This is a genomic window from Mucilaginibacter sp. P1_D10, from assembly GCF_056406215.1.
In genome coordinates, this window is sequence record NZ_JBFUAP010000008.1 from 173,952 (window position 1) to 199,746 (window position 25,795).

At 47.7% G+C, this 25,795-nt stretch carries 24 protein-coding genes; 11 read left to right on the forward strand and 13 right to left on the reverse strand.

Features of this window, described 5'->3' with window-relative positions:
• Window positions 1–40 precede the first annotated feature (40 nt).
• Window positions 41–2,413: a S9 family peptidase gene (locus AC1DYT_RS14870; RefSeq protein WP_477470364.1), complete on the forward strand. Its 2,373-nt coding sequence runs from the start codon at window positions 41–43 to the stop codon at window positions 2,411–2,413.
• Between the two features lie 145 nt (window positions 2,414–2,558).
• Here the strand turns inward: AC1DYT_RS14870 and AC1DYT_RS14875 are convergent, their stop codons facing one another.
• Complete coding sequence (locus tag AC1DYT_RS14875; RefSeq protein ID WP_477470365.1) at window positions 2,559–3,164, reverse strand: murein L,D-transpeptidase catalytic domain-containing protein; 606 nt, start codon at window positions 3,162–3,164, stop codon at window positions 2,559–2,561.
• Window positions 3,165–3,302: 138 nt separating this feature from the next.
• Here AC1DYT_RS14875 and AC1DYT_RS14880 point away from each other — a divergent pair, with 138 nt between their 5' ends.
• The gene (locus AC1DYT_RS14880; protein ID WP_477470453.1) at window positions 3,303–3,638 is read left to right on the forward strand and encodes a tRNA-binding protein; all 336 of its coding nucleotides are present in this window, start codon (window positions 3,303–3,305) and stop codon (window positions 3,636–3,638) included.
• A gap of 223 nt (window positions 3,639–3,861) precedes the next feature.
• On the opposite strand, the gene AC1DYT_RS14885 is transcribed toward AC1DYT_RS14880, so the two are convergent.
• Window positions 3,862–4,227: a hypothetical protein gene (locus AC1DYT_RS14885; RefSeq protein WP_477470366.1), complete on the reverse strand. Its 366-nt coding sequence runs from the start codon at window positions 4,225–4,227 to the stop codon at window positions 3,862–3,864.
• Window positions 4,228–4,237: 10 nt separating this feature from the next.
• A complete protein-coding gene (locus tag AC1DYT_RS14890; protein ID WP_477470367.1) occupies window positions 4,238–6,043 on the reverse strand; it encodes a M61 family metallopeptidase in 1,806 nt (601 codons plus the stop codon).
• A gap of 258 nt (window positions 6,044–6,301) precedes the next feature.
• On the opposite strand from AC1DYT_RS14890, the gene AC1DYT_RS14895 reads away from it, so the two are divergent.
• From AC1DYT_RS14895 to AC1DYT_RS14915, 5 genes are read left to right on the forward strand one after another with little or no spacing between them, the layout of a single operon-like run.
• The gene (locus AC1DYT_RS14895; RefSeq protein ID WP_477470368.1) at window positions 6,302–7,420 is read left to right on the forward strand and encodes an efflux RND transporter periplasmic adaptor subunit; all 1,119 of its coding nucleotides are present in this window, start codon (window positions 6,302–6,304) and stop codon (window positions 7,418–7,420) included.
• Between the two features lie 3 nt (window positions 7,421–7,423).
• On the forward strand, window positions 7,424–10,552 hold the full coding sequence (locus tag AC1DYT_RS14900; RefSeq protein WP_477470369.1) for an efflux RND transporter permease subunit: 3,129 nt from the start codon (window positions 7,424–7,426) through the stop codon (window positions 10,550–10,552).
• A 6-nt stretch (window positions 10,553–10,558) separates the two neighbouring features.
• On the forward strand, window positions 10,559–11,875 hold the full coding sequence (locus tag AC1DYT_RS14905) for a TolC family protein (RefSeq protein ID WP_477470370.1): 1,317 nt from the start codon (window positions 10,559–10,561) through the stop codon (window positions 11,873–11,875).
• Window positions 11,876–11,911: 36 nt separating this feature from the next.
• Window positions 11,912–12,295 (forward strand): response regulator, encoded by a 384-nt coding sequence (locus AC1DYT_RS14910; protein WP_477470371.1) that lies wholly within the window; start codon window positions 11,912–11,914, stop codon window positions 12,293–12,295.
• Window positions 12,292–13,143, forward strand: coding sequence for an N-acetylglucosamine kinase (locus AC1DYT_RS14915; protein ID WP_477470372.1), 852 nt, complete (start codon window positions 12,292–12,294; stop codon window positions 13,141–13,143). Before AC1DYT_RS14910 ends, AC1DYT_RS14915 begins: the two co-directional genes overlap by 4 nt.
• Before the next feature lie 133 nt (window positions 13,144–13,276).
• Here AC1DYT_RS14915 and AC1DYT_RS14920 read toward each other — a convergent pair whose 3' ends face one another.
• Window positions 13,277–13,711 (reverse strand): hypothetical protein, encoded by a 435-nt coding sequence (locus AC1DYT_RS14920; RefSeq protein WP_477470373.1) that lies wholly within the window; start codon window positions 13,709–13,711, stop codon window positions 13,277–13,279.
• A 131-nt stretch (window positions 13,712–13,842) separates the two neighbouring features.
• Here AC1DYT_RS14920 and AC1DYT_RS14925 point away from each other — a divergent pair, with 131 nt between their 5' ends.
• Window positions 13,843–14,475 (forward strand): dihydrofolate reductase family protein, encoded by a 633-nt coding sequence (locus tag AC1DYT_RS14925; protein ID WP_477470374.1) that lies wholly within the window; start codon window positions 13,843–13,845, stop codon window positions 14,473–14,475.
• Between the two features lie 5 nt (window positions 14,476–14,480).
• On the opposite strand, the gene lnt is transcribed toward AC1DYT_RS14925, so the two are convergent.
• From lnt to rsmI, 3 genes are read right to left on the reverse strand one after another with little or no spacing between them, the layout of a single operon-like run.
• Window positions 14,481–16,082 (reverse strand): apolipoprotein N-acyltransferase, encoded by a 1,602-nt coding sequence (gene lnt, locus AC1DYT_RS14930; RefSeq protein WP_477470375.1) that lies wholly within the window; start codon window positions 16,080–16,082, stop codon window positions 14,481–14,483.
• Window positions 16,082–16,621 (reverse strand): DUF1572 family protein, encoded by a 540-nt coding sequence (locus tag AC1DYT_RS14935; protein WP_477470376.1) that lies wholly within the window; start codon window positions 16,619–16,621, stop codon window positions 16,082–16,084. The genes lnt and AC1DYT_RS14935 overlap by 1 nt, the downstream gene beginning before the upstream one ends.
• A 12-nt stretch (window positions 16,622–16,633) precedes the next feature.
• Window positions 16,634–17,368, reverse strand: coding sequence for a 16S rRNA (cytidine(1402)-2'-O)-methyltransferase (gene rsmI, locus AC1DYT_RS14940; RefSeq protein ID WP_477470377.1), 735 nt, complete (start codon window positions 17,366–17,368; stop codon window positions 16,634–16,636).
• A 109-nt stretch (window positions 17,369–17,477) separates the two neighbouring features.
• On the opposite strand from rsmI, the gene serS reads away from it, so the two are divergent.
• On the forward strand, window positions 17,478–18,749 hold the full coding sequence (serS, locus tag AC1DYT_RS14945) for a serine--tRNA ligase (protein WP_477470378.1): 1,272 nt from the start codon (window positions 17,478–17,480) through the stop codon (window positions 18,747–18,749).
• A 195-nt stretch (window positions 18,750–18,944) separates the two neighbouring features.
• Here serS and AC1DYT_RS14950 read toward each other — a convergent pair whose 3' ends face one another.
• The 5 genes from AC1DYT_RS14950 to fumC form a co-directional block, all read right to left on the reverse strand.
• Window positions 18,945–19,439: a DUF3347 domain-containing protein gene (locus AC1DYT_RS14950; protein WP_477470379.1), complete on the reverse strand. Its 495-nt coding sequence runs from the start codon at window positions 19,437–19,439 to the stop codon at window positions 18,945–18,947.
• A gap of 47 nt (window positions 19,440–19,486) precedes the next feature.
• Window positions 19,487–19,927: a low molecular weight protein-tyrosine-phosphatase gene (locus AC1DYT_RS14955; RefSeq protein WP_477470380.1), complete on the reverse strand. Its 441-nt coding sequence runs from the start codon at window positions 19,925–19,927 to the stop codon at window positions 19,487–19,489.
• 103 nt (window positions 19,928–20,030) lie between these two features.
• On the reverse strand, window positions 20,031–20,822 hold the full coding sequence (locus AC1DYT_RS14960; protein WP_477470381.1) for a S1/P1 nuclease: 792 nt from the start codon (window positions 20,820–20,822) through the stop codon (window positions 20,031–20,033).
• A 2-nt stretch (window positions 20,823–20,824) separates the two neighbouring features.
• Window positions 20,825–21,340, reverse strand: a complete 516-nt coding sequence (locus AC1DYT_RS14965; RefSeq protein ID WP_477470382.1) for a fumarate hydratase — start codon at window positions 21,338–21,340, stop codon at window positions 20,825–20,827.
• An 80-nt stretch (window positions 21,341–21,420) separates the two neighbouring features.
• A complete protein-coding gene (gene fumC / locus AC1DYT_RS14970) occupies window positions 21,421–22,818 on the reverse strand; it encodes a class II fumarate hydratase (protein ID WP_477470383.1) in 1,398 nt (465 codons plus the stop codon).
• Window positions 22,819–22,908: 90 nt separating this feature from the next.
• On the opposite strand from fumC, the gene AC1DYT_RS14975 reads away from it, so the two are divergent.
• Together AC1DYT_RS14975 and AC1DYT_RS14980 are read left to right on the forward strand one after the other, a co-directional pair.
• Window positions 22,909–24,135: an AAA family ATPase gene (locus AC1DYT_RS14975; RefSeq protein ID WP_477470384.1), complete on the forward strand. Its 1,227-nt coding sequence runs from the start codon at window positions 22,909–22,911 to the stop codon at window positions 24,133–24,135.
• A complete protein-coding gene (locus tag AC1DYT_RS14980; RefSeq protein WP_477470385.1) occupies window positions 24,135–24,779 on the forward strand; it encodes an HNH endonuclease in 645 nt (214 codons plus the stop codon). Before AC1DYT_RS14975 ends, AC1DYT_RS14980 begins: the two co-directional genes overlap by 1 nt.
• A 5-nt stretch (window positions 24,780–24,784) precedes the next feature.
• On the opposite strand, the gene AC1DYT_RS14985 is transcribed toward AC1DYT_RS14980, so the two are convergent.
• Window positions 24,785–25,795 carry a tetratricopeptide repeat protein gene (locus tag AC1DYT_RS14985; protein WP_477470386.1) on the reverse strand — a complete coding sequence of 337 codons (1,011 nt, stop codon included), beginning with the start codon at window positions 25,793–25,795 and terminating at the stop codon, window positions 24,785–24,787.

Genomic DNA, 25,795 nt, shown 5'->3' on the forward strand with positions numbered 1-25,795 from the left:
TACTTAAACTGCTAACTTGCGGCTGCTTATACTTTTTACGATGAAAAAAATCCTTACCCTGTCTTTCTTGCTGATGGCATCGGGCGCTATGGCCCAAACATTAGGCGCGCTCAGCATCGACAAAATAATGCGCGACCCTAAATGGATGGGTGTAGCGCCCTCCAATATCCGCTGGAGCGACGACAGTAGGAAAATATACTTCAACTGGAACCCTAAGAACCAGGACCGCGACGGCCTGTTCTCCATCACCCCAACAAGTATAAAACCCATTGAGGTAGGCACGGGCGACGAGCGTATGCTGCCGCCCGAGACCGGCAACTGGAACAAAAAGCATACGCTGAAAGCCTTCGAGAAGAATGGCGACATTTATCTGTTGGATATAACCACGGGTAAAACCAGACAGCTTACCAGCACTACCGAACGCGAAGCCTTGCCCGTATTCACCGGCGACGAGAGCGCCATCTTGTTCGTTAGAGATAATAACCTCTACAAAATAAGCCTGGTTAAAGGCGAACTGGTTCAGTTGACCAACTTTGTGAAAACGGCCGGCAAACCCACCAAAAAGAACACCGACAACCAACAGGAAATTTACCTCAAAAAGCAGCAACTGGAACTGTTCGATATCATTAAAGTAGAAGATAAAGACCGCAAACTGGATAGCATCGAGCGCGAAAACATGGCGTTGCCTAAGCTAAAAGAAATTGTTTATGGCGATAAGCGCGTAAATGGCATTCAATTAAGCCCGGACGGGCGATACATTACTTATCGCCTTATACAGGCTGCCGATGGCGGGCGCAACGGCATAGTGCCCGATTACGTAACCGCATCGGGCTTCACCGAGGATATCCCAAACCGCACCAAGGTGGGCGCGCCGCAATCAACATCGGTAAGTTATATTTTCGACAGACAGCGCGACAGCGTTTACGCCGTATCAACCAAAGAAATACCCGGTATAAAAGATTTGCCCGACTACCTTAAAGATTACCCCAAACTGTTGGCAGAACGCAAGAAAGCCGGTGCCGACCGCAAGGTGGATATAGGCTTGCCCATATGGAGCACGGATGGGAAATACGCAGTAATGGTGGTTGAATCGCAGGATAATAAGGACCGTTGGATAATGAAGCTGGATGCTGCAACAGGCAAACTGGCCCTGCTGGATCGCCAACGCGACGAAGCCTGGATAGGCGGCCCCGGTACAGGCGGTTTCTTCGCCAACGGCAGCCTCGGCTTTACCGATAACAGCCACTTTTACTACCAAAGCGAAGCCAGCGGCTACTCGCACCTGTACCTGATGGACTTGGTAAGCGGCACAAAAAAGCAGCTTACTTCAGGGCGTTGGGAGGTGCAGACGTTGAAACTATCTAACGATAAAAAGACTTTCTACTTTACCGCGAATATCGAGCACCCGGGCATCACGCATTTCTATTGCATCCCCGTAAGCGGCGGTGCGCCTGTAAAAATAACCGGTATGAAAGGCGGCAACGAGGTTGATCTTTCGCCCGACGAGAAATGGCTGGCCATACGTTACTCGTATGCTAACAAGCCATGGGAGCTATATGTGCAGGCCAATAAGCCCGGCGCAAAGGCCGTGCAGGTAACCAGCTCTACCACTGCGGAGTTCAATTCCTACGCATGGAAAGAGCCGGAGGTAATCAGCTTCAAAAACCGTTACGGCAGCGATATTTATGCCCGCGTTTATCAGCCCAAAACGCCCGACCCGGCCCGGCCCGCAGTAGTCTTCGTGCATGGTGCGGGCTACCTGCAAAACGTGCACTACTGGTGGAGCAGCTACTTCCGCGAGTATATGTTTAACAACATGCTGGCCGATAACGGTTACACGGTGATAGATATCGATTATACCGCCAGCTCTGGCTATGGCCGCGATATGCGTACCGGCATTTACCGCCACATGGGCGGCAAAGACCTTACCGACCAGGTGGATGGCGTGAAATACCTGGTAGAGAAATACGGTGTAAACCCTAATCATGTGGGCCTCTACGGCGGCTCGTACGGCGGTTTTATTACACTGATGGCCTTGTTTACCCAACCGGATGTATTTGCCGCTGGTGGTGCCATACGCTCGGTTACCGATTGGGCGCACTACAACCACGGCTACACCTCCAATATTTTGAACGAGCCCTTCGAGGATGATATAGCCTACCGCCAAAGTTCGCCCATCTATTTTGCCGATGGCCTTAAAGGCAAATTGCTGATGTTGCACGGCATGGTAGACCAGAACGTGAACTACCAGGACATCATCCGCCTTACCCAAAAACTGATAGAACTGCACAAGGATAACTGGGAACTGGCATCGTACCCTGTAGAAGACCACGGCTTTGTTCAACCCAGCAGCTGGACGGATGAGTATAAACGGATATTTAAATTATTCGAGGAGACGTTGAAGGGGAAATAAGCTTTTGATAACCATCGTCATCTTGAACTTGTTTCAAGACCCCATCATAGAAGTAGCCACTACGCTAAGCAGCTTTGCATGCCGCTGACCTGCCTTGTGGGGCACCGAAATAAACTCCATGACGAATGTTTGTTGAGTAACGCCCTCAATTATAAACCCACATCAAAACCTTTTTCTTCTGTTTCTTCAATAATGCATCCACTGTTTTCATGGTTTGGTTGGATATGGCCGGGCAACCCCATCCCTCCGGAGTACCGTTGGGGTACACTTCCGTTTCGCTCACTTTTTCCCAGGAATGAAAAACGATTTGCCGGGCGTAAGCATTGCTGTTGGTGGCATCTAAACCGGTTAAATAATATTTTACATTGATGCCCCAGGCGCTGTAATCGCGTGCGCCAATAGCGTATTTACCCAGGGCCGTGCAGTGGCTGCCGTCGGCATTGCTAAAAGAGGGCTTATCCTTGCTCCACTCGCCAGACCACGGACTAAGGCCGCAGCCGTGGCTCACCAATCCGGAGGTAATGGCTTTATCTGCCTTAAAATCCCAAACCATAAAGCGTTTAACGCCGCTGGGCAGGCTCATGTCGATCAAAATACAATAGCGGGAGTTGTAGCCTCTTTTTTTAGAAAATATTAAAGCTTGTTTGGCCTTTTCGCGGGTGCGGGCAATATCTATATGCGGCGTGTCGGCAACTGCACTTAGGTAACATAATAATGCCAGCACCAAAGCGGTAAAAGATTTAGGTATCATGGATGGGGTTTACAGGTTTAGGATGATAACGGTAAAGATGCCCTGGTATTTTATAGCTGCAGAAAAAGCACGACCTTCAGCCCCCATTCGTGTATTTCGGGATAATTGATGAAATTCGAGCCTCAATATTTTAGCCCTATGGAAACCATCACCTGGAACGATTTCGAAAAAGTAGATTTACGCGCAGGCACCATTTTAGAGGCCGCCGATTTCCCGGAAGCGCGCAAGCCGGCCTATAAGCTCAAGGTAGATTTCGGGCCGCTGGGCATCAGGCAATCCAGCGCGCAGATAACTAAACATTACACCAAAGAAGAGCTGCCCGGCAGGCAGATAATCGGTGTAGTCAATTTCCCCAGGAAACAGATAGCCAATTTCATGTCGGAGTTTTTGGTAACCGGCTTCGCCGATGAGAACGGCGATATTGTTTTGGCTGCTATTGATACACCCGTGCCCAATGGCAGCAAGCTGATATAACTATCTCATTTTCAGTTGTTCACGGTGTTCACGCGCCGCCGCGTGAACACCGTGAACACTTTCAAATTACTCATAATCAAATACTTGCAATTTTCAGCATGGTGACAAAATAATGTCACCAGCCATTTGAACAATCGGCATGACGATGGGGGTACGGCCTCTAAAAACGAAAGCCCTTTCTGCACGGCAAAAAGGGCTTTCGTTCTTTAGGTCTTAGCCTGTTTTATTTTACTCTTGTATAAGAAGGAGACTTATCCGATGAGGTAGATTTATTCTTTGGAACGTAATACAAATCTTTGTTTTTAATTAAATACCGTTCTTTCAAATACACCCACTTACCACGCGTCTTTCCGCCATCTTCCGAAAGGGCATCATCTTTGTAAACTATCGATAGAATATTTCCTTTTAGCGTATAAGTACCATGATACGTATAATCCAGTTCACAATTGTAAATCGCTACCCGATGGTTCTTTTCTATTGTAATCGTGTTGATGCCCGTTTTGGTAACGTGGTATTCCCAAACACTCCCCACCAAACTGTTATTGCTTAAGGTAGAAAAGAATAAAACTATCGTTAGTATCCGGTTCATTAAATACTTCTTACAGCTTCAGCCATTTTTTGCGAACGGCCAATTGCTGGGCAGTTGGGTTTGGCAATTCCTCTACTTTGTATTGCACGCGGTTATTACGCAGCAGGGTTACCGGCAGGCTGTAGGGTTTACCATCGCGGTTAACGACAATGGTAAGCTTATCGCCAACTTTATGGGCTGCTATAGCAGCGGCCAGGTCGGTAACGGGAGCGCCGTCTATGGATACGATCTCGTCGCCAACGTTCAGGCCGTCTACCCAGCCTGCACCGCCGCGCAATACCATGCTAATGGTTTTTTTGCCGTTTGCCTGGTTGTTAGTGCCTATGCCCAGGGTAGGGTTGTTGCTATCGGCTAGTTGGTCGGTAATTTTGTAGCCCGCGTAGCCCAGGTATTTGTTGTAATCTATAGCTGCAAGGCCATTGATGTATTTGGCATAAAAATCATTGAGGTTTTTGCCCGCGAACTTCTCGAAACCGGCTTTGAACTCCGCATCGGTATAGCCACGTTTTTTTCCTTTATAATAAGTATCGTACATGTACTTCATCACATCATCCAATGATTTTTTGCCGTTGGTAGCGTTGATGATCTCCAGATCGAGCAGCAGGGCCACCACGGCTCCTTTATCGTAGTAAGAGATGCCGGTGTTGTACGAATTCTCGTTGGGGCGGTAAGCTTTTATCCAGGCATCAAAGCTGGCTTCGGCCAGTGGTTGTACCTGCGTGCCGGGCTGGTTCTCCACGGTGTTGATATCGCCCAAGGCATCCTCTAGGAATGCATCGGCCGAGTAAACATCGGCATGGCGGCGTGCCAGGTTCTGGTAGTAGGCGGTAAAGCCCTCGGCTATCCAAAGGTTGGTGGTGTAGTTCTCGTTCTCGTAATCAAACGGACCTAAAACAATCGGGCGCAGGCGTTTTACGTTCCACAGGTGGAAATGCTCATGCGCTACCAGGCCCAAAAAGCCCATATAGCCGCTTTCGTTGCCATATTGTTCACGGGCAGCGCCCAGCACGGTAGAGCTTAAATGCTCCAGGCCGCCGCCGCCGCGCTGGCGGTTATGTACAATGAAGGTGTAATGCTTATTAGGGTTCTCGCCAAAAACGGCAGTTTCGGCCTCTATAATTTTGGCCATATCTTTCTTCAGGCGTTCTTTATCGTAATTGCCGCCGCCATACATGGCCACTTCGTATTTTACGCCGGCCGCATCAAAGCCGAAAACATCCTGTGTGCCCACTTCTATAGGCGAATCGAACAGGATATCGTAGTTAGGCGCGGTGCGGGCAAACTGGTCGCCGCCGATTTTTTCTAAACTGGTAGATACGGTGGTCCAGTCTTTATAAGGCGTAATTTTGATGGTCGATGGTTGGTTCAGCATACCCTTTGGGTAAAGGAATACGCCGGTAGTTGATAAAAACCCATGCGATACATCAACAAAGCTGGTGCGTACCGATACCTCGAAGGCGTAAACTTTGTATTTAACCACCACGGTTTGTACGCCGGCGGTGTTGAGGTGCCAGGTGTTCTTATTAAGCTTTGGCGCGGCAATAGCCTTGCCATTGGCAGTAGCGGTAAGCGATTCTATGTTTTTGGCAAATTCCCTCACCAGGTAAGATCCGGGGGTCCAAACGGGCATTTTTAATTCGAGTGAGGCTTGTTTTAGGCCGCTTACGGTCATTTCTACTTCTACGTAGTGTGCTTGCGCTTCGGGGAATGTAACTTTATAAGATATTTTTGGGGATACTACAGCAGCTCCGGCCGGCGTAATTTTCATAATCAACAGTATTAAATAAGCCAGGGCTATTGGTTTAAGATTTTTCATGGTGCAAGTTATAAAATTTTACGTTTTTTAATTGCAAGGCAAAAAATAGCAATGTTGTAAAATGGTTGATACAAGCAAGCAAAATAACACTTAAGCGGTTAGTTTTGCGAGCATTAAAGATGGCTGTTTATACCCCGATAGATTTATATTTGCGGGAGATTGATAGCCTGCTGCCCTTAGCCCCAAAGCTGCATGAAATTTAAAAATGAAATTGCGCCCATAAAATCGTAACCCCATCACCCCTGCCATACGCCCAACATGAAAACTAAGTACATTATCTACACGCTGCTGGCTTTATTGGTCGCGTTCCTTATCTACAACAAATTTTTTAGCGATCGTGCTAAAGAACGCGATGCACTGACTGCAGGCCCTGGGGGCGGCGGAGCCAAAGGGGGCAAAGATGCCAAAGGCGGCAAGGGCGGTAGGCAAAACCCTCCCGTATCGGTAACCATAATGGTGGTAAAAGATACTGCCGTAAACAACCAGATTGATATTACGGGCACCATAGATGCCAACGAAAAAGTAAGCCTGATAAGCCAAACGGCCGGCAACATCACCGGCATATACTTTACCGAGGGCACCAAGGTTGCCAAGGGCCAGTTGCTGGTAAAGGTTTACAACCAGGATCTGCAGGCATCGTTGCAGCAGGTAAACGCGCAGATGATATTGGCGAAAGACATCAACAACCGCAACAAGATATTACTAGAGAAAGAGGCCGTGAGCAAAGAGGAGTACGAAACCTCGCTGTCGTCGCTTAACTCTATAAAGGCACAGGCCGACGTGATAAGGGCGCAGATAGCCCGTACCGAAATACGCGCGCCGTTCTCGGGCACCATTGGCTTGCGTAATGTAAGCCCCGGCGGCTACCTCTCGCCATCTACACCCATAGCTACCATCGTCAACATCGACCCGGCTAAGCTTACCTTTTCGGTACCGGAACGTTACCTGCCTATTATAAGTAAAGGCAGCAAGGTAAAGTTCACTATCGAAAGTTCGCTGAAAGAATTCAGCGCGACGGTTTACGCCATAGAGCCGGCACTGGATGCTGCATCGCGTACCATAACCGTGCGTGCCACGGCGCCTAACCCGGGCAACCTGCTTACTGCGGGTTCTTTCGCCAAGATAAACCTTACGCTGGATCAGATACCTAAAACCATTATGCTGCCAACCGAAGCCGTAATACCCGACTTAAAGAGCAGCAAGGTGTTTGTGTACCACAATGGCGTTGCCGTGCCGCGTTTCGTAAAAACCGATTTGCGTACCGATACCAAGATACAGATAGTAGATGGCTTGAAACAGGGCGACAGCGTAGTGATATCGGGCCTGATACAGATACGCCCCAAATCGCCTTTGAAGATTAAAAAAGTTATACAATAACCTATGAGTTTATCGTCCGTAAGTATAAAAAGGCCGGTACTGGCAACGGTTATGTCGGTTGTCATCGTGGTTTTCGGGGTAATTGGCTATACCTTCCTTGGGGTGCGCGATTTCCCCTCCGTAGACCCGCCCATCATATCCGTATCTACCAGTTACTCTGGCGCCAATGCCGATGTGGTAGAATCGCAGATAACCGAGCCGCTGGAGAAAGCCATCAACGGCGTGCCGGGCATCCGCAATATATCGTCTACCAGTTCTGTAGGATCAAGTAATATCACCGTAGAATTCAACCTGGATGCCGACCTGGAAACCGCCGCTAACGACGTGCGCGACAAGGTGAGCCAGGCGCAACGCCAACTGCCGCAGGATATAAATGCGCCGCCTGTAGTTACCAAGGCCGATGCCAGCGCAGACAACATCATCACCCTAACGGTGAGCAGCGATAAGCGCAACATAATGCAGGTGAACGATTATGCCGAGAACGTATTGCAGGAGGGCCTGCAAACCATCCCCGGCGTAAGTACTATCAACATACAGGGGCAGCGGCAGTATGCCATGCGTTTATGGATAGACCCCAACAAGCTTTCGGCACTGGGGCTTACCGCTACTGATATAGGCACGGCACTAAACCGCGAGAACGTGGAATTGCCGGCAGGTAAAATAGAAGGGAATAATACGGAGATAACCATCCGAGCGCTGGGTAAACTCACTAATGAGAAGGATTTCAATAATCTCATCATCCGTGCGGATAGCAACCGGGTAATCAGGCTGAGCGATATAGGCTACGCCGTGCTGGGTTCTGCCAACGAGGAAACCTCACTCAAAGAATCTTTCGTGCCGATGGTGAGCCTTAACGTGGTGCCGCAACCGGGTGCCAACTATGTGCAGATAGCCAAGGATTTTTATGTAAGGCTAGCGCAGATCCAAAAAGATTTGCCGCCCGATATTAAAGTTAAAGTTGCGCTCGATAACACAAAATTCATCAACAACTCCATTATAGAGGTGAAGGAAACCCTGCTGGTATCATTCGTGCTGGTGGTGATTATCATCTACCTCTTCTTCCGCGATTGGCTCATCGCCTTCCGGCCGCTGATAGATATCCCGGTATCGTTGATAGGGGCTTTCTTTATCATGTACGTGTTCGGTTACTCCATCAATATATTGACCTTGCTGGGCATTGTGCTGGCAACGGGGCTGGTGGTAGATGATGGTATCGTAGTAACCGAGAACATCTACAAAAAAGTAGAGGGCGGCATGGCCATACGGCAGGCGGCGTTCCAGGGCTCGGCAGAGATATTCTTCGCGGTGGTTTCTACCTCGGTTACCTTGGCGGCGGTGTTTTTGCCTATCATGTTTTTGCAGGGCTTTACCGGCAGGCTGTTCCGCGAGTTTGCGGTAGTAGTGGCCGGCTCGGTGCTGATATCGGCATTCGTATCCTTATCGCTTACCCCGATGCTGAACGTGAAGCTTATCCGCAAGAGCCAGAAGAAATCAAAATTCTACGAGAAAACCGAACCTTTCTTCGTGAACATGACCAACGGCTACACCGAATCGCTAATGGGTTTCATGAAGAAGAAATGGGTCTCCTTCGTGATACTGGGCGGATCATTGGTGCTTACCTATGTGCTGTTTTTGATAACCCCGTCAGAACTGGCACCGCTTGATGACCGCAGCCTGCTGCGTTATTCGGTAACCGGCTCGGAGGGCGCAACCTACGAGTACATGACGCGCTATATGGACAAAGTTGCCCAAATTGTAGCCGATTCGGTACCTGAGGCCAACGTAAACCTCGAGATCGTATCGCCATCCTTCGGCGGTGGTGGTTCGGCAAACTCGGGTTTTGGTCGTGTTGGTTTGGTACCGCCAGATCAGCGTAAGCGTAGTCAGCAGCAGATTGCCGATTTCCTGAATAAGAAATTACGCGCCATGCCCGATGCCCGTGCCATTGTGGTGCAAGAGCAAACCATAAGTGGGGGTGGTAGCGGTGCGCGTACCTCGCTGCCGGTGCAGTTTGTTATCCAGAACCAGGATTTTGAGAAGATACGCAAGGTGCTGCCTGATTTTTTTGCCGAGGTATCAAAAAGCCCGGTTTTTCAGGGTACGGATATCAACCTTAAATTTACCAAACCCGAGCTGCGCGTAACGACAGACCGCGACCGTGCCCGCGACCTTGGCGTTTCGGTAGAAGATATTGCCCAAACCCTGCAGCTTTATTACAGCGGGGGCAGGCTCGATTATTTCCTCATCAACGGCAAGCAATACCAGGTAATAGCCCAGGTAGACCGCGGCAACCGCGACCAACCACTGGATCTGAAATCGGTTTACGTACGCAGCTCTAAAGGTAATTTAGTGCAGTTGGATAACGTGGTGAAGATTGCCGAGAGCGCAACGCCGCCATCTATCTTCCACTTTAACAGGTATAAATCTGCCACCGTGCAGGCCGGCCTTGCACCGGGTAAAACCATTGGCGATGGCATTGCCGAGATGAACCGCATCTCTAAGAGTATGCTCGACGAAACCTTCAGCACCGCCCTAAGCGGTCCGTCGAGGGATTACTCGGAGGGTTCATCCAATATCGCTTTTGCGTTCCTGTTCGCCTTGTTGCTGATTTATTTAGTGCTTGCCGCCCAGTTCGAAAGCTTTGTGGATCCGTTCATCGTGATGCTTACCGTGCCGCTCGCGATATCAGGGGCCTTCCTCTCGCTTTGGCTGTTCGATCAAACGTTCAATATTTTCAGCCAGATAGGTATCATTACCCTGGTGGGGCTGGTGACCAAAAACGGTATCCTGATAGTAGAGTTTGCTAACCAGCGTATGGAACATGGCTTAAACAAATACGAGGCCGTGGTAGAGGCCGCCACGTCGCGCCTGCGCCCTATATTAATGACCAGTTTGGCAGTGGTGCTGGGCTCGGTGCCTATCGCACTGGCTTTAGGCGCCGGGGCAAAAAGCCGCATGTCACTAGGTATCGTTATCATCGGGGGGATGCTTTTCTCGCTGATACTTACGCTGTACGTAATACCAACCATGTACATGGTGTTCGGCTCTAAAACGCGGAAGGATCCGGATGAAGAAACCGAAGAAGAGAACAAGGCTATCCATCCATCGCACATTATCATCCAAAAACATTAAGCAGCAATGAAAATCAAACATATACTGGGCTTAATTTTTTGCACGCTGCCTTTTACCGGGCTGCATGCACAGGATGCCCCCTTGCTTACACTGAAAGATGCCGTAGAAATAGCCCTGAAAAACAATTATAACATCAGGCTATCGCAAAACAATGCAACCATACAGGGTAATAACGTTACACTGGGTAACGCCGGCTTTTTGCCCACGGTAACCGGCAACCTTACGCAGAACAGCAGCGTGCAAACCACCAAGCAAACCCGCAGCGACGGCACCGTGAACGATATCAAGAACGCGCATAACAGCAATTTGAATTATGGCGTAAACCTCAACTGGACCGTGTTTGACGGCTTTGCCATGTTTGCTACTTACGACCAGCTGAAGCAGCTGGATAAGCTGGGTGCCATACGCCTGCAGGATACTATCCAGAGTACCATTGCCAGCGTTATCAATACCTATTACAGCCTCATCAGCCAAAACGAGCAGATAAAGGCGCTTCGCGGAGCCATAGATATATCGCGCACGCAAGTGCGCTACGCTAACGATAAGTTTGCCGTAGGCCGAGTTTCGCGGCTGGATGTTTACAATGCGCAGGTGAACCTGAATACCGATACCGCAGCATTGATTACCCAGTTACAACAATTCAAAACCACCAAAATACAGATGAACCAGCTACTGGTGCGCGATTTGCAAACCGACTTTACAGTGGGCGACACCATAGTAGTGGACCGCTCGTTGGTATTGGGCGATATACTGAGCCGGGCACAAACCCAAAACCCGGGCATATTATCATCGCAAATAAACAAGCGCCTGGCCGATATAAACCTGAAGCAGGTGCGCAGCACACGCTACCCTACGGTGGGGCTAACATCGGGCTATACCTTTACCCGCAACAAAACCCCGGCCGGCTTTACGCTGCAGCAGAATGCACATGGCTTTGCTTATGGCGTAGTAGCATCTGTAAACATATTCGATGGGCTTAACCAGTGGCGCAGGGAGCGCAACGCCAAATTGCAGATAGATAATGCCGATTTGGATTACAAAAAGACCATGCAGGAGGTTGAGGCGCAGATAAGCAGCTTCTACGTGTCGTACCTATCGGGCCTGGATCTGATAAAAATTGGCGAGGCCAACGTTGACCTGGCGCGCAAAAATCTGGAGATATCCTTAGAGAAATACCGCCTGGGTAACATCACTCCGCTGGAGATACGCGAGGCGCAAAGGAACTACCTGGATGCACAATCCACCTTCTTTTCGGCGCAGTACCAAAGCAAAATGGCAGAAGTTACTTTAAAGCAGATTACTAACAGTATAAATATTCAATAAAGTATATTTAATTGCTTTAAAAGATTATTTTTGGACATGCCTGTCCGCTATAAACTTTGCTTGCTGATTGACGATAATTATATCGACAATTTTGTTACGCGCAGGATTTTAGAAAGTGGCAATTTTGCGGAGAAAATCATCGTGCAGCAATCGCCTGCCGACGCATTAGCAGGATTGAAAAACGGCGTTATAAAACCCGACGTGATTTTTTTAGACGTGCGGATGCCGGGCATGTCGGGCTTTGAGTTTTTGGAAGAGTACGATAAGCTTGAACCCGACGCGGAGAACCCCGTGAAGATATTCATGCTCTCGTCCTCGCTGGACCCTACCGACATGAACCTTTCACTCAACAGCAGGCACGTAGCGCAATTTATACATAAACCCCTTACTTACGAGGCGCTCGAAGAACTTAGCACATGATATTAGTAGCAGATAGCGGATCGTCGAAAACAGATTGGTTGCTTTCGGATACAGAAAGCGAGCCTAAGGCCTTCCGTTCGGTTGGATTGAACCCATACTTCCTTAATCAGCAAGAGATAACCAAAATACTGCAGGAGCAGATTGCCGACCTGATACCCTACGCCCCCCAAATAAGCGAAATATACTTTTTTGGTGCAGGCTGTTCCAGCCCGGATAGGCACGAAATTGTTTCTAACGCGCTTACGGCGCTTTTCCCCAAATCATACATCAGCGTAGATAGCGACCTTTTGGCTTCGGCATATGCCACCTGCGGGCGCGAGAAAGGCTTTTGCTGCATATTGGGTACGGGCTCCAATATTTCCTTTTTTGATGGGGAAGAAATACACGACGGGCAGCATGGCCTGGGCTACGTATTGGGCGATGAAGGCGCGGGCACCATCATAGGCAAAACCCTGATTACCGATTTCCTGTACGGCCGCATGCCGGCGGATATCAGCACCCTGTTCAACGATGCTTATCACCTGGATAAAGAGGTAGTGATTAAAAACGTGTACCAAAGGCCCTCCGCAAATACTTACCTGGCTACGTTTTCTAAATTCCTGTTCGATATACGCAATACTGCTTATGTGCAGGATCTGTTGAGAAATCTTTTCCAGGAGTTTGTAGATACCAACGTAAAGTCGTATCCGCAGTACAATAAGTTCAAATGTAACTTTGTTGGCTCGGTTGCTTATGTATTTGCCGATGAGCTGAAAGCCGTTTGCGAGGCCAACGACGTGCACGTAGGCAAAATCATCAAACAACCCATCAACGATCTGCTGGAGTTTATCATCGAAAGGAACAAGTGACCGTTGATTTTTCGCAGTTTAATCGTTTTTAAAGGCGCTCAAGAGGGCTTCGCCGTTTTAATGATTGCGTTGATGAGCTCGTCATGCTGAAATTTTTTCAGCACCCCACCAGAAGAGCCGTTAGCTTAATGAATTATTTGCCGTCGTAAGTTATTGTCCATTTATGGTCAATAAGTTCTTGTTCGGTGTACTCAAACCGCTTCAAATACTTGCCGGCGCGGATGATGTCACCCATAACATTTCCCCGGTATTGACTAATCTCTTTTACCGAGAAAACATAGACAAATAATTTTTTCCTGGGGCTGTGGTCAATGTACCAATGCCAGGCACTATCTTTTCCCGCTATGACTATATCGTAGGTAGAATCCGGCATAATTGAATTGCGGTCGGCAATGTAATATTCAACATTATTCATCTGTTCGGGTAGTTCCCTGTCTGTATATTCTACAGTAACAATCTCCTTTGATTTGTTGTGAAGTTTCAGCTTATGGTTGTAGTAGTCGCAGCTACTCAGGAAAACGCTGACTACTATAATTGGCAGGATGAGTACAAACAACTTGGCTTTCATAACGTTTGCCGTTAATACTTTTCACCGACAAAAAGTAACCTTGCAGTCGTAAATTACCTCTCAATTGTCGCGTTCGCATCCCCTAAACAATTTCTCAGTAGCTGATATTTACATCATTAAATACCAAGGCAATGAGAAAGCTGATTTTATCGATGAACGCATCGCTCGATGGCTACATAGAAGGCAAGGGCGGCGATATGAGCTGGATGCAGCCGGACGACGATGATACCTGGGGCGATTTGTTCGGTATGCTGGAAGAACATGTAGACTTATTCCTCTTAGGCCGGGGCATGTGGGCAGAATACCGCAACTACTGGAAAAAAGCACTGGCCGAGCCGGAGAAATTCTCGGCTCACGAGGTTGCTTACGCAAAGCTGGCTGAAAAGACACCGCACATTGTTTTTTCCAAAACGCTCAAAGAGTCGGGCTGGGAAAATACCACCATCAATAATGGCGACCTGGTGATTGAAATAAAGAAACTCAAAGCCGCAACAGGTAAGGATATCCAGATAGTAGGCGGGGCGGATTTCGCAGCGGCCCTGCTAGATACCGGACTGGTAGATGAAATGCGCATCTTGTTAAACCCGGCTATCGTTGCGGGCGGCAAATCATTCTTTCATCAACTCAAAAACCGCCACTCATTGGAGTTGACGGAAGTTAAGCAGCTGGCCAACCAGATAGTGGTGCTGGTTTACCGTCAAATAGATACCAACAGCGCCGTAAACCAAAATCCGGTAAAGAGAAGGGCGGAGAATAATGAGTAACGTGGTTATTTCTTCCAGCGGATTAACAAAAATACAATTCCCAACAAAGCCAGTACGCTCCCCAGCTTTGGCAAATAATCGCCATATTCTACATAAAACGTAATATCGCTGTTGAGGTTGATATCCTGCTTTAGGGCCGTGCGTACCCACCAGGCACTATGCTGCACCACATCGCCGCGTTGGTTGATGAATGCCGAAATGCCCGTATTAGCCGAGCGGCACACCCAGCGGCGTGTTTCTATAGCGCGTAGTTTGGCGTAATCCAGATGCTGGTCTTTGCCGGAAGTGTTTTCCCACCAGCCATCGTTGGTAATGATGGCGATGAACTGCGAGCCTTGCCTTACCGATTTGGCCACCCATTCGCCCCAGGGCGATTCGTAGCAGATAACGGGCGTTACCCCAATGCCGCTTTGCGAATAAAATACGCCGGGTTCGGCTTGCGTGGTATAAGCGCCTGTTGCTCCGCCCAGGTGCTCAAAAACCGGCTTTAAGAACGATAAAGCGTTGCCGAAAGGCAAAGATTCGGCCCCGGGTACCAGCCGCGATTTATGGTAGAATTGCACTTTGGCCGAATTCTCGATATTGATAGCTGAGCTGTAATGATCCCAAAAGCCGCCGCCGGGGATAGGCGATGCTGTTTTGGTTGCGCGGGTATCATACGTGCGGTAAGTTTCGCCGCCGGTAAGTACGTTGCCGTTTTTGTATTTATCCAGGAATCGCCTCACCTGCAAGTAATAATTATTGGTTAGGATGTGGTTCTCGTCTATATAATCGGGGATGGCCGTTTCCGGCCATATGAAGAATTCGGTGTTGGGTTGCGCCAGTGAATCGGAAAGTTTGGTAAGCGTTTCTATCTGCTTAAATACAGGAATGGTCCCCCCCTTTTCATAGGGGTCGATATTGGGCTGGGCAACAATAATGTTGGCGGGGTTTACCTGCTCTTCGTATCCATAATATCTGGTTAGCGAGACGCCAATCGGCACCAGCAATACCAGCGCAACAATAATTATTAGTTTTAGGCGCAACTTTTTTGCCTGTGCTTCGCCTAGTCCGATATAAATTAAAAACAGCAGGATATTGGCGGCCCATACCCAGATGGTGCCGCCGTAAACGCCGGTGTACTCGTACCATTGTACCCATTGGTGCGATACCGCGAAGCCGTTGCCCAGCGTCATCCAGGGGAAGTTGAGGTCCCAGCTTTGGTGTAGGTATTCGTAAGCTATCCAAAAACAAACCAGGCCAATAAGCCCTACGGTGCGGTTTGTTCTTAAGCGCAGGCGGTAGTAGAGCCAGCAAGCGGTACTCATCAGTGCAGGCCCCAATGTATAAGGTATCAGCGAAATGGGCACAGCCACAACCGGCCCGATGATTTTAAGCGAATTATACACCCAGTAAACGCACAGCGTGTTCCAAATGACGAACCCAACGAAGGTGGTGTTGAATATCTGCTTCCCCCTTTTGGCCGAACTGGATTGGATAATGTTTTCCATCGCCAGCAGCATGGGTACAAAACCTACAAACAACAGGATAGTAGTATAAGGCGTTGGTGGCCAGGCCAGCCAAAGCAATAAGCCTGAGGATATGGATAGGAGGAGATTTTTTTTCATCAGAAGGTTTTTTTTGCCGCTACTTCGGCAAATTTCTGTGCATTGAATTCTGCGCTTTTGCCGCGCGGCACGGTAAGCGATGCCCAATCATCGGCGGCATGCAACTTGGCGATGAACACGATTTGCCCCACGTGATAGGGGATATGGGCCAACTGCCGGTTTATAGCATCCACAACGGTGTGCTTTTCGCCGCGGATAAAAACATCATTATGCCAGTTGCATTCATTAACCGAATCGAGCGCAGCGAAAAGGCATGCCCAACCTTCGTTCCATTTGGCGAATAACTCCTCGCGGGTTTGAGTAGCGTTCTCAAACTCCGCATCGCGCTGCCGCCAGGGCTTTTCGCCATCAGTGGTTAAAAAGTCGGTCCATCGCGATAGCATATTGCCCTGCAGATGTTTGATGATGGTTGCGATGCTGTTGCATTCGGCGTTGTGTTGCCAAAATAAAGCATCATCGCTAACCTGGGCTATTGCCCGTTCGCCTACCGATTTATAATACTCGAATTGTTTGCGTGCGCTTTGCAGGTAAGTGTGCATGCCGGTATATTTTTAATCTTCGTCTTCGTCGTCCTGGTACTTCCGCTTTTTCTTGTCCTGTTCAACCGGTGTGGCCCCGGCCACGCACATCACGAACTCGCCTTTCAGCGGATGTGTTTCGAAATAGGTTTTTACTTCGGTAACCGTTCCGCGTACCGTTTCCTCGAACATTTTGGTCAGCTCCCGCGATACGGACACCTGCCTGTCGGCTCCCCAAAAGGTGGCCATTTCTTCCAGCGTTTTTAATAAACGGTGCGGCGATTCGTAAAGTATCAGTGTGCGTTCTTCGGTTGCCAATTGTTTGTAACGTGTTTGGCGGCCTTTTTTTAGGGGTAAGAACCCTTCGAAGCAAAATTTATCCGTAGGGAAGCCCGAGTTGACCAGCGCCGGCACGAAAGCTGTTGCGCCGGGCAGGCATTCTACCGCGATGTTGAACTTTAGGGCCTCGCGCACCAGGAAAAAGCCCGGGTCGGATATGGCGGGCGTACCCGCATCAGATATCAGCGCCACGTTTTGCCCCATCAGCAGGAATTTGATGATCTCGTTGCTGCTTTGGTGCTCGTTGTGCTGGTGGTGGGCAAATACTTTATTCTGTATATCGAAATGCTTCAGCATGGGGGCAGAGGTGCGGGTATCTTCGGCCAGTATCAGGTCGGCCTCCTTTAATACGCGGATAGCACGGAAGGTCATATCCTCCAGGTTGCCTATTGGGGTGGGTACTAAGTAGAGTTTACCGGTTTGGTTCATGGGTGATGGTTCATAGTTTATGGTAGCTCCTTAGCTAAATTGTGATCCGGCTATGAACCATCAACCACAAACCATCAACTAATTTATATCTTTGCCTAAAATTATAATAATGCTGCAAGTTAGTTATATCCGCGATAACAGGGAACAGGTTTTAGAACGTTTGGCTGTAAAAAATTTCAAACAGCCCGAATTGGTAGATGAGGTGATTGGTCTGGACGATAAGCGCCGCCAAACTCAAACGCAATTGGATAACGTTTCGGCCCAATCCAACGCAGCCGCCAAACAAATTGGCGAACTGATGCGCAACGGCAAAAAAGAAGAAGCCGAAGCTATAAAAGCCAATACCGGTAAGTGGAAAGAAGAAGGCAAACAACTGAGCGAACAGCTTAGCGCGGTTGAGCAGGAACTGCAGGACAAAATCGTTTTGCTACCCAACCTGCCGCATGCTTCTGTTCCCAAAGGCATCACGCCCGAGGAAAATGAAGTGGTGCTGGAGCATGGCGCAATCCCCGCTTTGCCGGTCGGCGCTTTGCCACATTGGGAACTGGCTACTAAATACAACCTGATAGATTTTGAACTCGGCGTTAAAATAACCGGCGCTGGCTTCCCCGTGTATAAGGGCAAAGGTGCCAAATTGCAGCGCGCGCTCATCGCTTTCTTTTTGGATGAAGCCGAAAAAGCCGGTTACGAAGAAGTAATGTTGCCTCTAATGGTGAACGAAGCATCGGGCTTTGGCACCGGGCAATTGCCCGATAAAGAGGGCCAGATGTATTTCGTGGGCCAGGATAACCTGTACCTGATACCCACTGCCGAAGTGCCTATTACCAACTTGTACCGCGATGTGATATTAAAAGGCGATGAGTTACCTGTACGAAACACGGGCTACACACCATGCTTCCGCCGCGAGGCTGGTTCATATGGCGCCCACGTGCGCGGCCTGAACCGTTTGCACCAGTTTGATAAAGTAGAATTGGTACAGGTGGTGCACCCCGATACTTCTTACGATGTATTAGAGCAGATGAGTGCTCATGTGCAGGGCCTGCTGCAAAAGCTTGGCTTGCCCTACCGCGTGTTACGCCTTTGCGGTGGCGACATGAGCTTTACCGCAGCTTTAACGTACGATATGGAAACCTGGAGCGCCGCACAAGGCCGCTGGCTGGAAGTATCGTCTGTATCTAACTTCGAAACCTTCCAAAGCAACAGGTTGAAACTGCGTTTCCGCAACGCGGAAGGTAAAACGCAACTGGCGCACACACTTAACGGCAGCGCATTGGCCCTGCCGCGTATTGTTGCTACATTGCTGGAGAATAACCAAACCGAAAACGGCATTAAGATACCGGAGGTGCTGGTGCCTTATACCCGGTTTGAGTGGATAGACTAGTCATACACATTCAACACTCACTCATCGTCATTGCGAGGAACGAAGCAATCTACCGGTAAGAAGAGCCGCTATGCAAATCCGCTTGTCGAACGTAGAGATTGCTTCGTGCCTCGCAATGACGCGGTGGAGATTAACTAAAAAAGCGGCGAATGCCGCTTTTTTAGTTAATAAAATAATTGAAGCAATACGCCTGGCTTATTTCCCGGCCTTCAACGTGGCGGTTACCTTGCCGCATTCCATCATGTCCGAGCCGTAGTAAGGGTTGCGGATATCGGTGCTTTCGCTTAGCCAATAGGCCTTTTTCATGGGGCAGTACTGCTGGTAAAGCGGCGAACTGTTTAGGTTAAGGCCCGATAACAGGGCATACATATTTTTAGACAGGCTTTGGAAATGCTCGCGCTGATGGTCGATAACCGCAGTTTCGCTGATGTGGCGGCTATCGTATTTCAATTTAGCGAGGTAGGTGGCAAATGTTTTCTGCTGTTTGGGCTGAAGCGTTTTTACCGGGAACGCCGTTAATGCAGCCAGTAATTCGCCCGATTTGCTTTTGGCCAACTCGGCATTGCTGTTTACCAGGGCCTCTTTCAGGCTGATGTAATGCGCGGTTACTTTGTCAACGCTGTTTATCTGCTGGGCGTTAACGGTTACGATGCCAAATGCGAGGATGATGCTAAAAAAAAGTGCTTTCATGATTTTGTCTCTAAATTCTATAAAATCGCCTATATCAAATATACGAATTACTTGTTTTTATATTGCCTGATGATTTCCTTGCAACCGGCTTCAATCAGTTTAAAAACAGGTGCAAATTGTGCGTCGTCGTAATAGGGGTCGGGGACTATCTTATCGCCCAATAGCATCTTCACCTTTTCGCGGTCTGCGTTGTTGCGTGCTTTTGCTAATATATCGCTCAGATTGCTTTTGTCCATCACCAGTATCAAGTCGAACTCGTTGAAATCGCTCGTGCGGAACAAGCGGCAAACTTGTTTGCTAATATCTACCCCCTGATCGGCCGCAGCGCGGATGGAGCGCCTATCGGGCGGGGAGCCTACGTGCCAGTGCCCCGTACCTGCCGAATCGACTTCCCAATCCAACCCTTCCTTATCGGCCAGGTGCTGCATGACGCCCTCTGCCAGCGGCGAACGGCAAATATTGCCCAGGCAAACCATTAGTATCTTCATTTTAGTTGGAAAGTTTTAAGGTTGTAACGTTGGAAAGTTGTAAGGTTACCACAAGAGCGTTTAATTTATAGAACCTTAAAACTTTCCAACCTTACAACGGTGTTTAACTAAAAAGTTGATTCAACACTCCCGCCAGCCTTACGCCGCCTTGCAGCAGGCGTTGGTTTACGGTGGCTATGAATTTAAAATTGTAGGTGTAGCCGCTTATCTTATCGCCGTCTTTACTGTAAGCGTAAATGTCCTGGCAAATAGCGTTCGATTCGTATAGCCATTGAGCGATAGGGGCCTTTTGCCACTCGGCGCGTTGTGCTGCAGTGGTATGGTTTATCTCAGCGGCGTATTCGGTGAAGCTCATCTGCTGGAAATCTATCAATTGCGAATCCCAGATGGTGTGCAGGTTGGTTGGGTTGTTGAACCAGGTAACCTTTACGTCGTTGCCGCCTTTATCAAAGCTATGCGCAGTGTGCATCGGCTGGTGTATATCCTCAACCAGGTGTATCAGCATGTGCAGGCAGAATGATTTCTGATTTTTGCCCAGGGTCTTTTTCTTCAGTTCGCCAATCAAAAAGTTCAATTTGGTGTAGGCATCGGTAACGGTATCCTGCGCCAGGTAGGCTTTAATTTCGGGCAGGGTGTAGCCTTTATCCAGATTTACATAGTGCCAAACCTCGGTGAATTTGTACTCGGGATTAGAACGCTCGAAATCGGCCCAGTTGCCGGCCAGTGCCAGCGACTCATCGCCCAGGATGGCTTTGATGGCGGCCTTGGTTTTTGGCGTAAGGTAACTGTAAGCAATTTGCCCGGTAATGCGGTGCCCCTGTGTGCCCCATGCCATACATTGCACGGGCAGGTAAAATGTGGCTGCTAAAAGCAGTGTTTTGAATAGGTTTTTCATTTTTATAACGGTTTTGGATTACAGGTAGTGCGTTTTATTAAGCGTGCATTAAAAGGGATAACGCTTGAGGTTGGTAAAAATTGAATTCTTGAATCAGCTTTTTGGCTCAGCTTAAAAACTTCTTCGTAATTGCCGGAGCGGAAACAGCCGCCCTCGTTTTTATAACTGAAATCGGCATTGCAAAAAAGGCCCTTAAGGCGCAGGGTATCGTTCTTTTGCGTGTACACGCCTTTGGCGTACTCTCCCCACTGCCCGTTCTTTACGCAGCTATCCGGGTAGCCGCCGTTGGCTTTGCTGAAGGAATTAACACTGACGAAGAACGAATCGCAACTGAAGCGGAAGTGGTACAAGGAGTAGTTGAGCAATTTTTTCTGTAATGCCGAAGTATCCTGCTGCCATTCGCCCTGTAGGGCTGCTACGCCCGGCCCCTGCATATTGGGGTTAAACCTGCAAGCAGTTAAGCCGAAGGCCATTATTAAGGTAAAAGATAAAAGGTAAAAGGCGAAAGGTCTTTGCATGTGCCGTTAAGGATTTAAAGCCCTCTCGAATGGAGAGGGCTTATCTTTTACTCCTCCGTTAGCTAACGGAGGCTGAGGACTTATTTCAGCCCGCCTATCATATCTTCGGGGCGCACCCACTGGTCAAATTGCTCGTTGGTAAGGTAACCTAAGCCAACGGCCGTCTCGCGCAGCGATTTATTTTCTTTCAGCGCGGTTTTAGCAATTTTTGCAGCAGCATCGTACCCGATGTGCGGATTAAGCGCGGTTACCAACATCAGTGAGTTTTCGAGGTGTTTTTTAATGCCTTCGTAATTCGGTTCGATGCCAATGGCGCAATGGTCGTTGAACGATACGCAGGCATCGCCGATAAGGCGGGCTGACTGCAAAAAGTTTGCTGCCATTACGGGTTTAAATACATTCAACTCGTAATGTCCGTTGCTGCCGCCTATAGAGATGGCTACATCGTTGCCCATTACCTGTGCTGCTACCATGGTTACTGCTTCGTTTTGGGTTGGGTTAACCTTGCCCGGCATAATGGATGAACCCGGTTCGTTATCGGGGATGTGTATTTCGCCGATGCCCGAGCGCGGACCCGAAGCCAGCATGCGGATATCGTTGGCAATCTTCATCAGCGATACGGCTATTTGTTTCAATGCCCCGTGGCTTTCTACGATGGCATCGTGCGCGGCCAAAGCTTCGAATTTATTCTCGGCAGTGATGAACGGCAAGTTGGTGAACTGGGCAATATATTCGGCTACCTTCACATCGTAACCTTTTGGCGTGTTGATGCCAGTACCTACTGCGGTGCCACCAAGGGCCAGTTCGCTCAGGTGTTCAAAGGTATTGCGTAAGGCTTTCAGACCATGGTTCAGTTGCGATACATAGCCCGAAAACTCCTGGCCCAGGGTAAGCGGCGTAGCATCCATCAGGTGGGTACGGCCTATTTTTACCACGGCTTTAAAGGCTTCGCTTTTGGCCTGCAGCGTATCGCGCAGTTTTTCGATGCCGGGGATGGTGACATCGATTAATATTTTGTAAGCGGCAATGTGCATTGCCGTAGGGTAAGTATCATTTGATGATTGCGATTTGTTTACATCATCATTAGGGTGGATAAAGGTTTTGCCTTCGCCCAAAGTATTGCCTGCCAATACATGGCTACGGTTGGCTACCACCTCGTTTACGTTCATGTTTGATTGCGTGCCCGAGCCGGTTTGCCATATTACCAGCGGGAATTCGCCATCCAGCTTGCCTGCTAAGATCTCGTCGCATACGGCGGCAATCATATCGCGTTTTTCGGCAGGGAGTACGCCGCAATCGGTATTGGTGTAAGCGGCGGCTTTCTTTAAATAAGCAAATGCTTCGATGATTTCCTTCGGCATAGAAGCCTCGGGGCCAATTTTGAAGTTGTTGCGGCTGCGTTCGGTTTGTGCGCCCCAGTATTTGTCGGTCGGTACCTGTACCGCGCCCATGGTATCATATTCGGTTCTGAAACTCATATGGATATATTTGTTTTGCGGGGCAAATTTAGGGTTTTAAATGTGTTTGAGTTAAATTTTAGTAATATTGCTATAGGCAATTGACAAGTTATGGAAACGGAAATACCAGAAAGGTTAATGATAGACCAATACCTTACGGGAATTGATATTTTAGGCTTACCAAATATTGGAACATTACCAATAAATCTTAGCAGTGATCAAAAGAAACATTTAATTATCACTGGTAGAAATGGATCTGGTAAAACTACATTTTTAAACGCATTACGAAACTTCGTTGGTGATATCCTTGGACCTCAAGGTGTAATGTATTTTACGGCGTTGAAGGCTCTGAGGAATACCACTATAACCGCCGCTAACAATCATTTGATCCAAAACGAAACTGACCAAAAACAAAGATTCATTAACAGATACAAAATATTTGCAACTTTTTCGAGCCCCGGGACGGCATCGAACGCAATTAATAATAGGAACTTTTTATTTACCACTTTTGAGGCAAAACGAATAACGGCTTTCGCGAAGCCTAAAAGTATTTCGGTGTTAGAGTTACGCCCACGGCTTGCTCAAAATCCGAATTTGCGAGAAGTTTTTCTTCAATATATCGTAAATAAGAAAGCAGAACAATCGTTCGCAAGGGATGACAACGATACCTTGTCTGTTCAACAAATTGAAAAATGGTTTAGTACTTTTTTGCATCAGTTAAAAGTACTCTTCGAAGATGAGACCCTCCAGTTGATTTTTGACAGGAAATCTTTTAATTTTTCTATAAAATTGAAAGATAAAGCCGCCTTTGATTTTAATCAAATGTCAGATGGATATGCAGCCGTTTTTACAGTTGTAACTGAAATAATTTTGAGAATGGAAGCGAACGATAGGCCAGAATTTGATTTGCCAGGAATAATATTAATAGATGAAATTGAAACTCATTTGCATGTTGATTTACAAAAGAAAATCTTACCTTTTTTAACTGCATTTTTCCCCAATCTACAATTTATAGTGACAACCCATTCTCCATTTGTTATTACGTCCTTAAATAACAGCGTGATTTGTGATTTGGAAAATAAAATTGTGGTTAATGATTTAAGTGCATATTCATATGACGCAATTATTGAAAGTTATTACAATTCCGATAAATATTCAGAGCAACTAAAAATAAATTTAGAACGTTATGAAAAGTTGTTAATTAATAAAGCATCGTTATCTGAAACAGAAAATACCGAGTTGCTCGAACTATCAAGATACTTTGATGGTATTCCTAAACATTTAGCAAAAGAATTACAGGCAAAATTGGTGCAACTTGAATTAGATTATAGCAGATAATGATTAATATAACAAAATCCCAACCAGGTCCTATTGAACTTTTAACTGCGAGAAATTATAACATTCCAGAGGTTGTGGAAGCTCTCAAGGTCGATTCGCATGATAAGTGTTATATATGCGAAAGAAAAAATCCAAGCTCAATAGAAATCGAACATTTCGTATCCCATCAAGGAAATCGCGTACTACAATTAGACTGGAATAATTTATTTTTTGCATGCAGGCATTGCAATAATAGTAAAAGCACTAATTACGATAACATGTTAAATTGCACTTTGCCAGCAGACGACATCGAAGGCTTTATTAACTTCAAATTTATACCTTTCCCAAAGGAGTACCCTCAATTTGATGCCATAGATACAAGTCAAAAGACGCTTAATACAATAAGCTTGTTGGAAAAAGTTTACATAGGCGAGACTGCTCAAAAAAAACTGGAAGCTTCCTATTTGAGAGACAATCTACTCGACGAGATTTTGGATTTTCTTTTTCTCATACGAGAATATTTTAAGCAGGCAGAACCAAATTATAAAAATAACTTGCTTGCCAAAATTGGAGCTCAATTATATCAAAGTTCAGCGTATACCGCTTTTAAAAGGAGATACGTAAGAGATAAATATATGGCGGAATTCGGCCACTTTCTTCCTTAGATTTTTTAAAGATTTATTTTATTAGCAGCTATCCATGCATCAAGATTATTCACTTTCTCCGCATTATCCTTCAACCATTTTACGCTCTCCGGTTTAGCACTTTGGCTGATATAGCGGGCAAAAGCGGGCATATTGTCCGTTGAAGCCAGGGCCTTAAAATAAGTAGCTAAGGATTGCCAAAAAGCATATTTTTCAACAGGGATATTACCGATTGCATCGAAGACCGCTTTAAGTTGCGCCGCTAATAAATCTGCCGGCGCAGCATATTTCCTGGTTGCAAAAGCCGCAAGTGTTTTCGCGAATATCTTATTGCCGGGGTCTGCAAGGTTGGTAACGAGGGATACACTTAAATCGGGCTCCGGTTTTAAAACGCCGCCCTGCAATATGTTCTGTAAGTTGCTATAAGCCTCGGTACTGCGGGCGGTATTAGGCTCCTGTATCAGGAAACGACAAAACCCAAAGGTTGCTTCGGCACGCTTGTTTTGATGAAAGGCCGATAGGGCGTACATGCGGGCACTGCCGGCATCGCTGCTGTCCCGTTTCATGGCATCGGCAAATGTACATTCAGCATCATTATATCGCTTCCCTTTGAAATACGCTATCCCCAAATTGTAATAGATACGTTGGTTGCTGCCATCGGCTTTTATGGCATTTTGATACGCCGTAACGGCGTTAGGCAATTGACTGCTGGCCTGGTAAATGCTGCCCATCAGGCTGTAGGCCATGGCGGTAAATTTGGGGTTTGGGCCATGGGTTGCTTTTTCTATATATGGCAAGGCCTCCGCATTTTTCCCCGCAGAGAAAAGCGTAAAGGCCATTTGATAATTGGCTTGTATATTATCGGGGTCTGCGGCTAAAGCGGTTTTGTATTTGTCGGCAGCTTCGGCGTATTTCTTTTGGGTATTCAGTTCGATGCCTTGTTTGATCAGATCGGGCACACTGGTATCCTGCGCAGATACGCCCACGGTCGTTGCTGAAATACAAATAGAAAGGATAAGCCTCAGATATATCTTCAT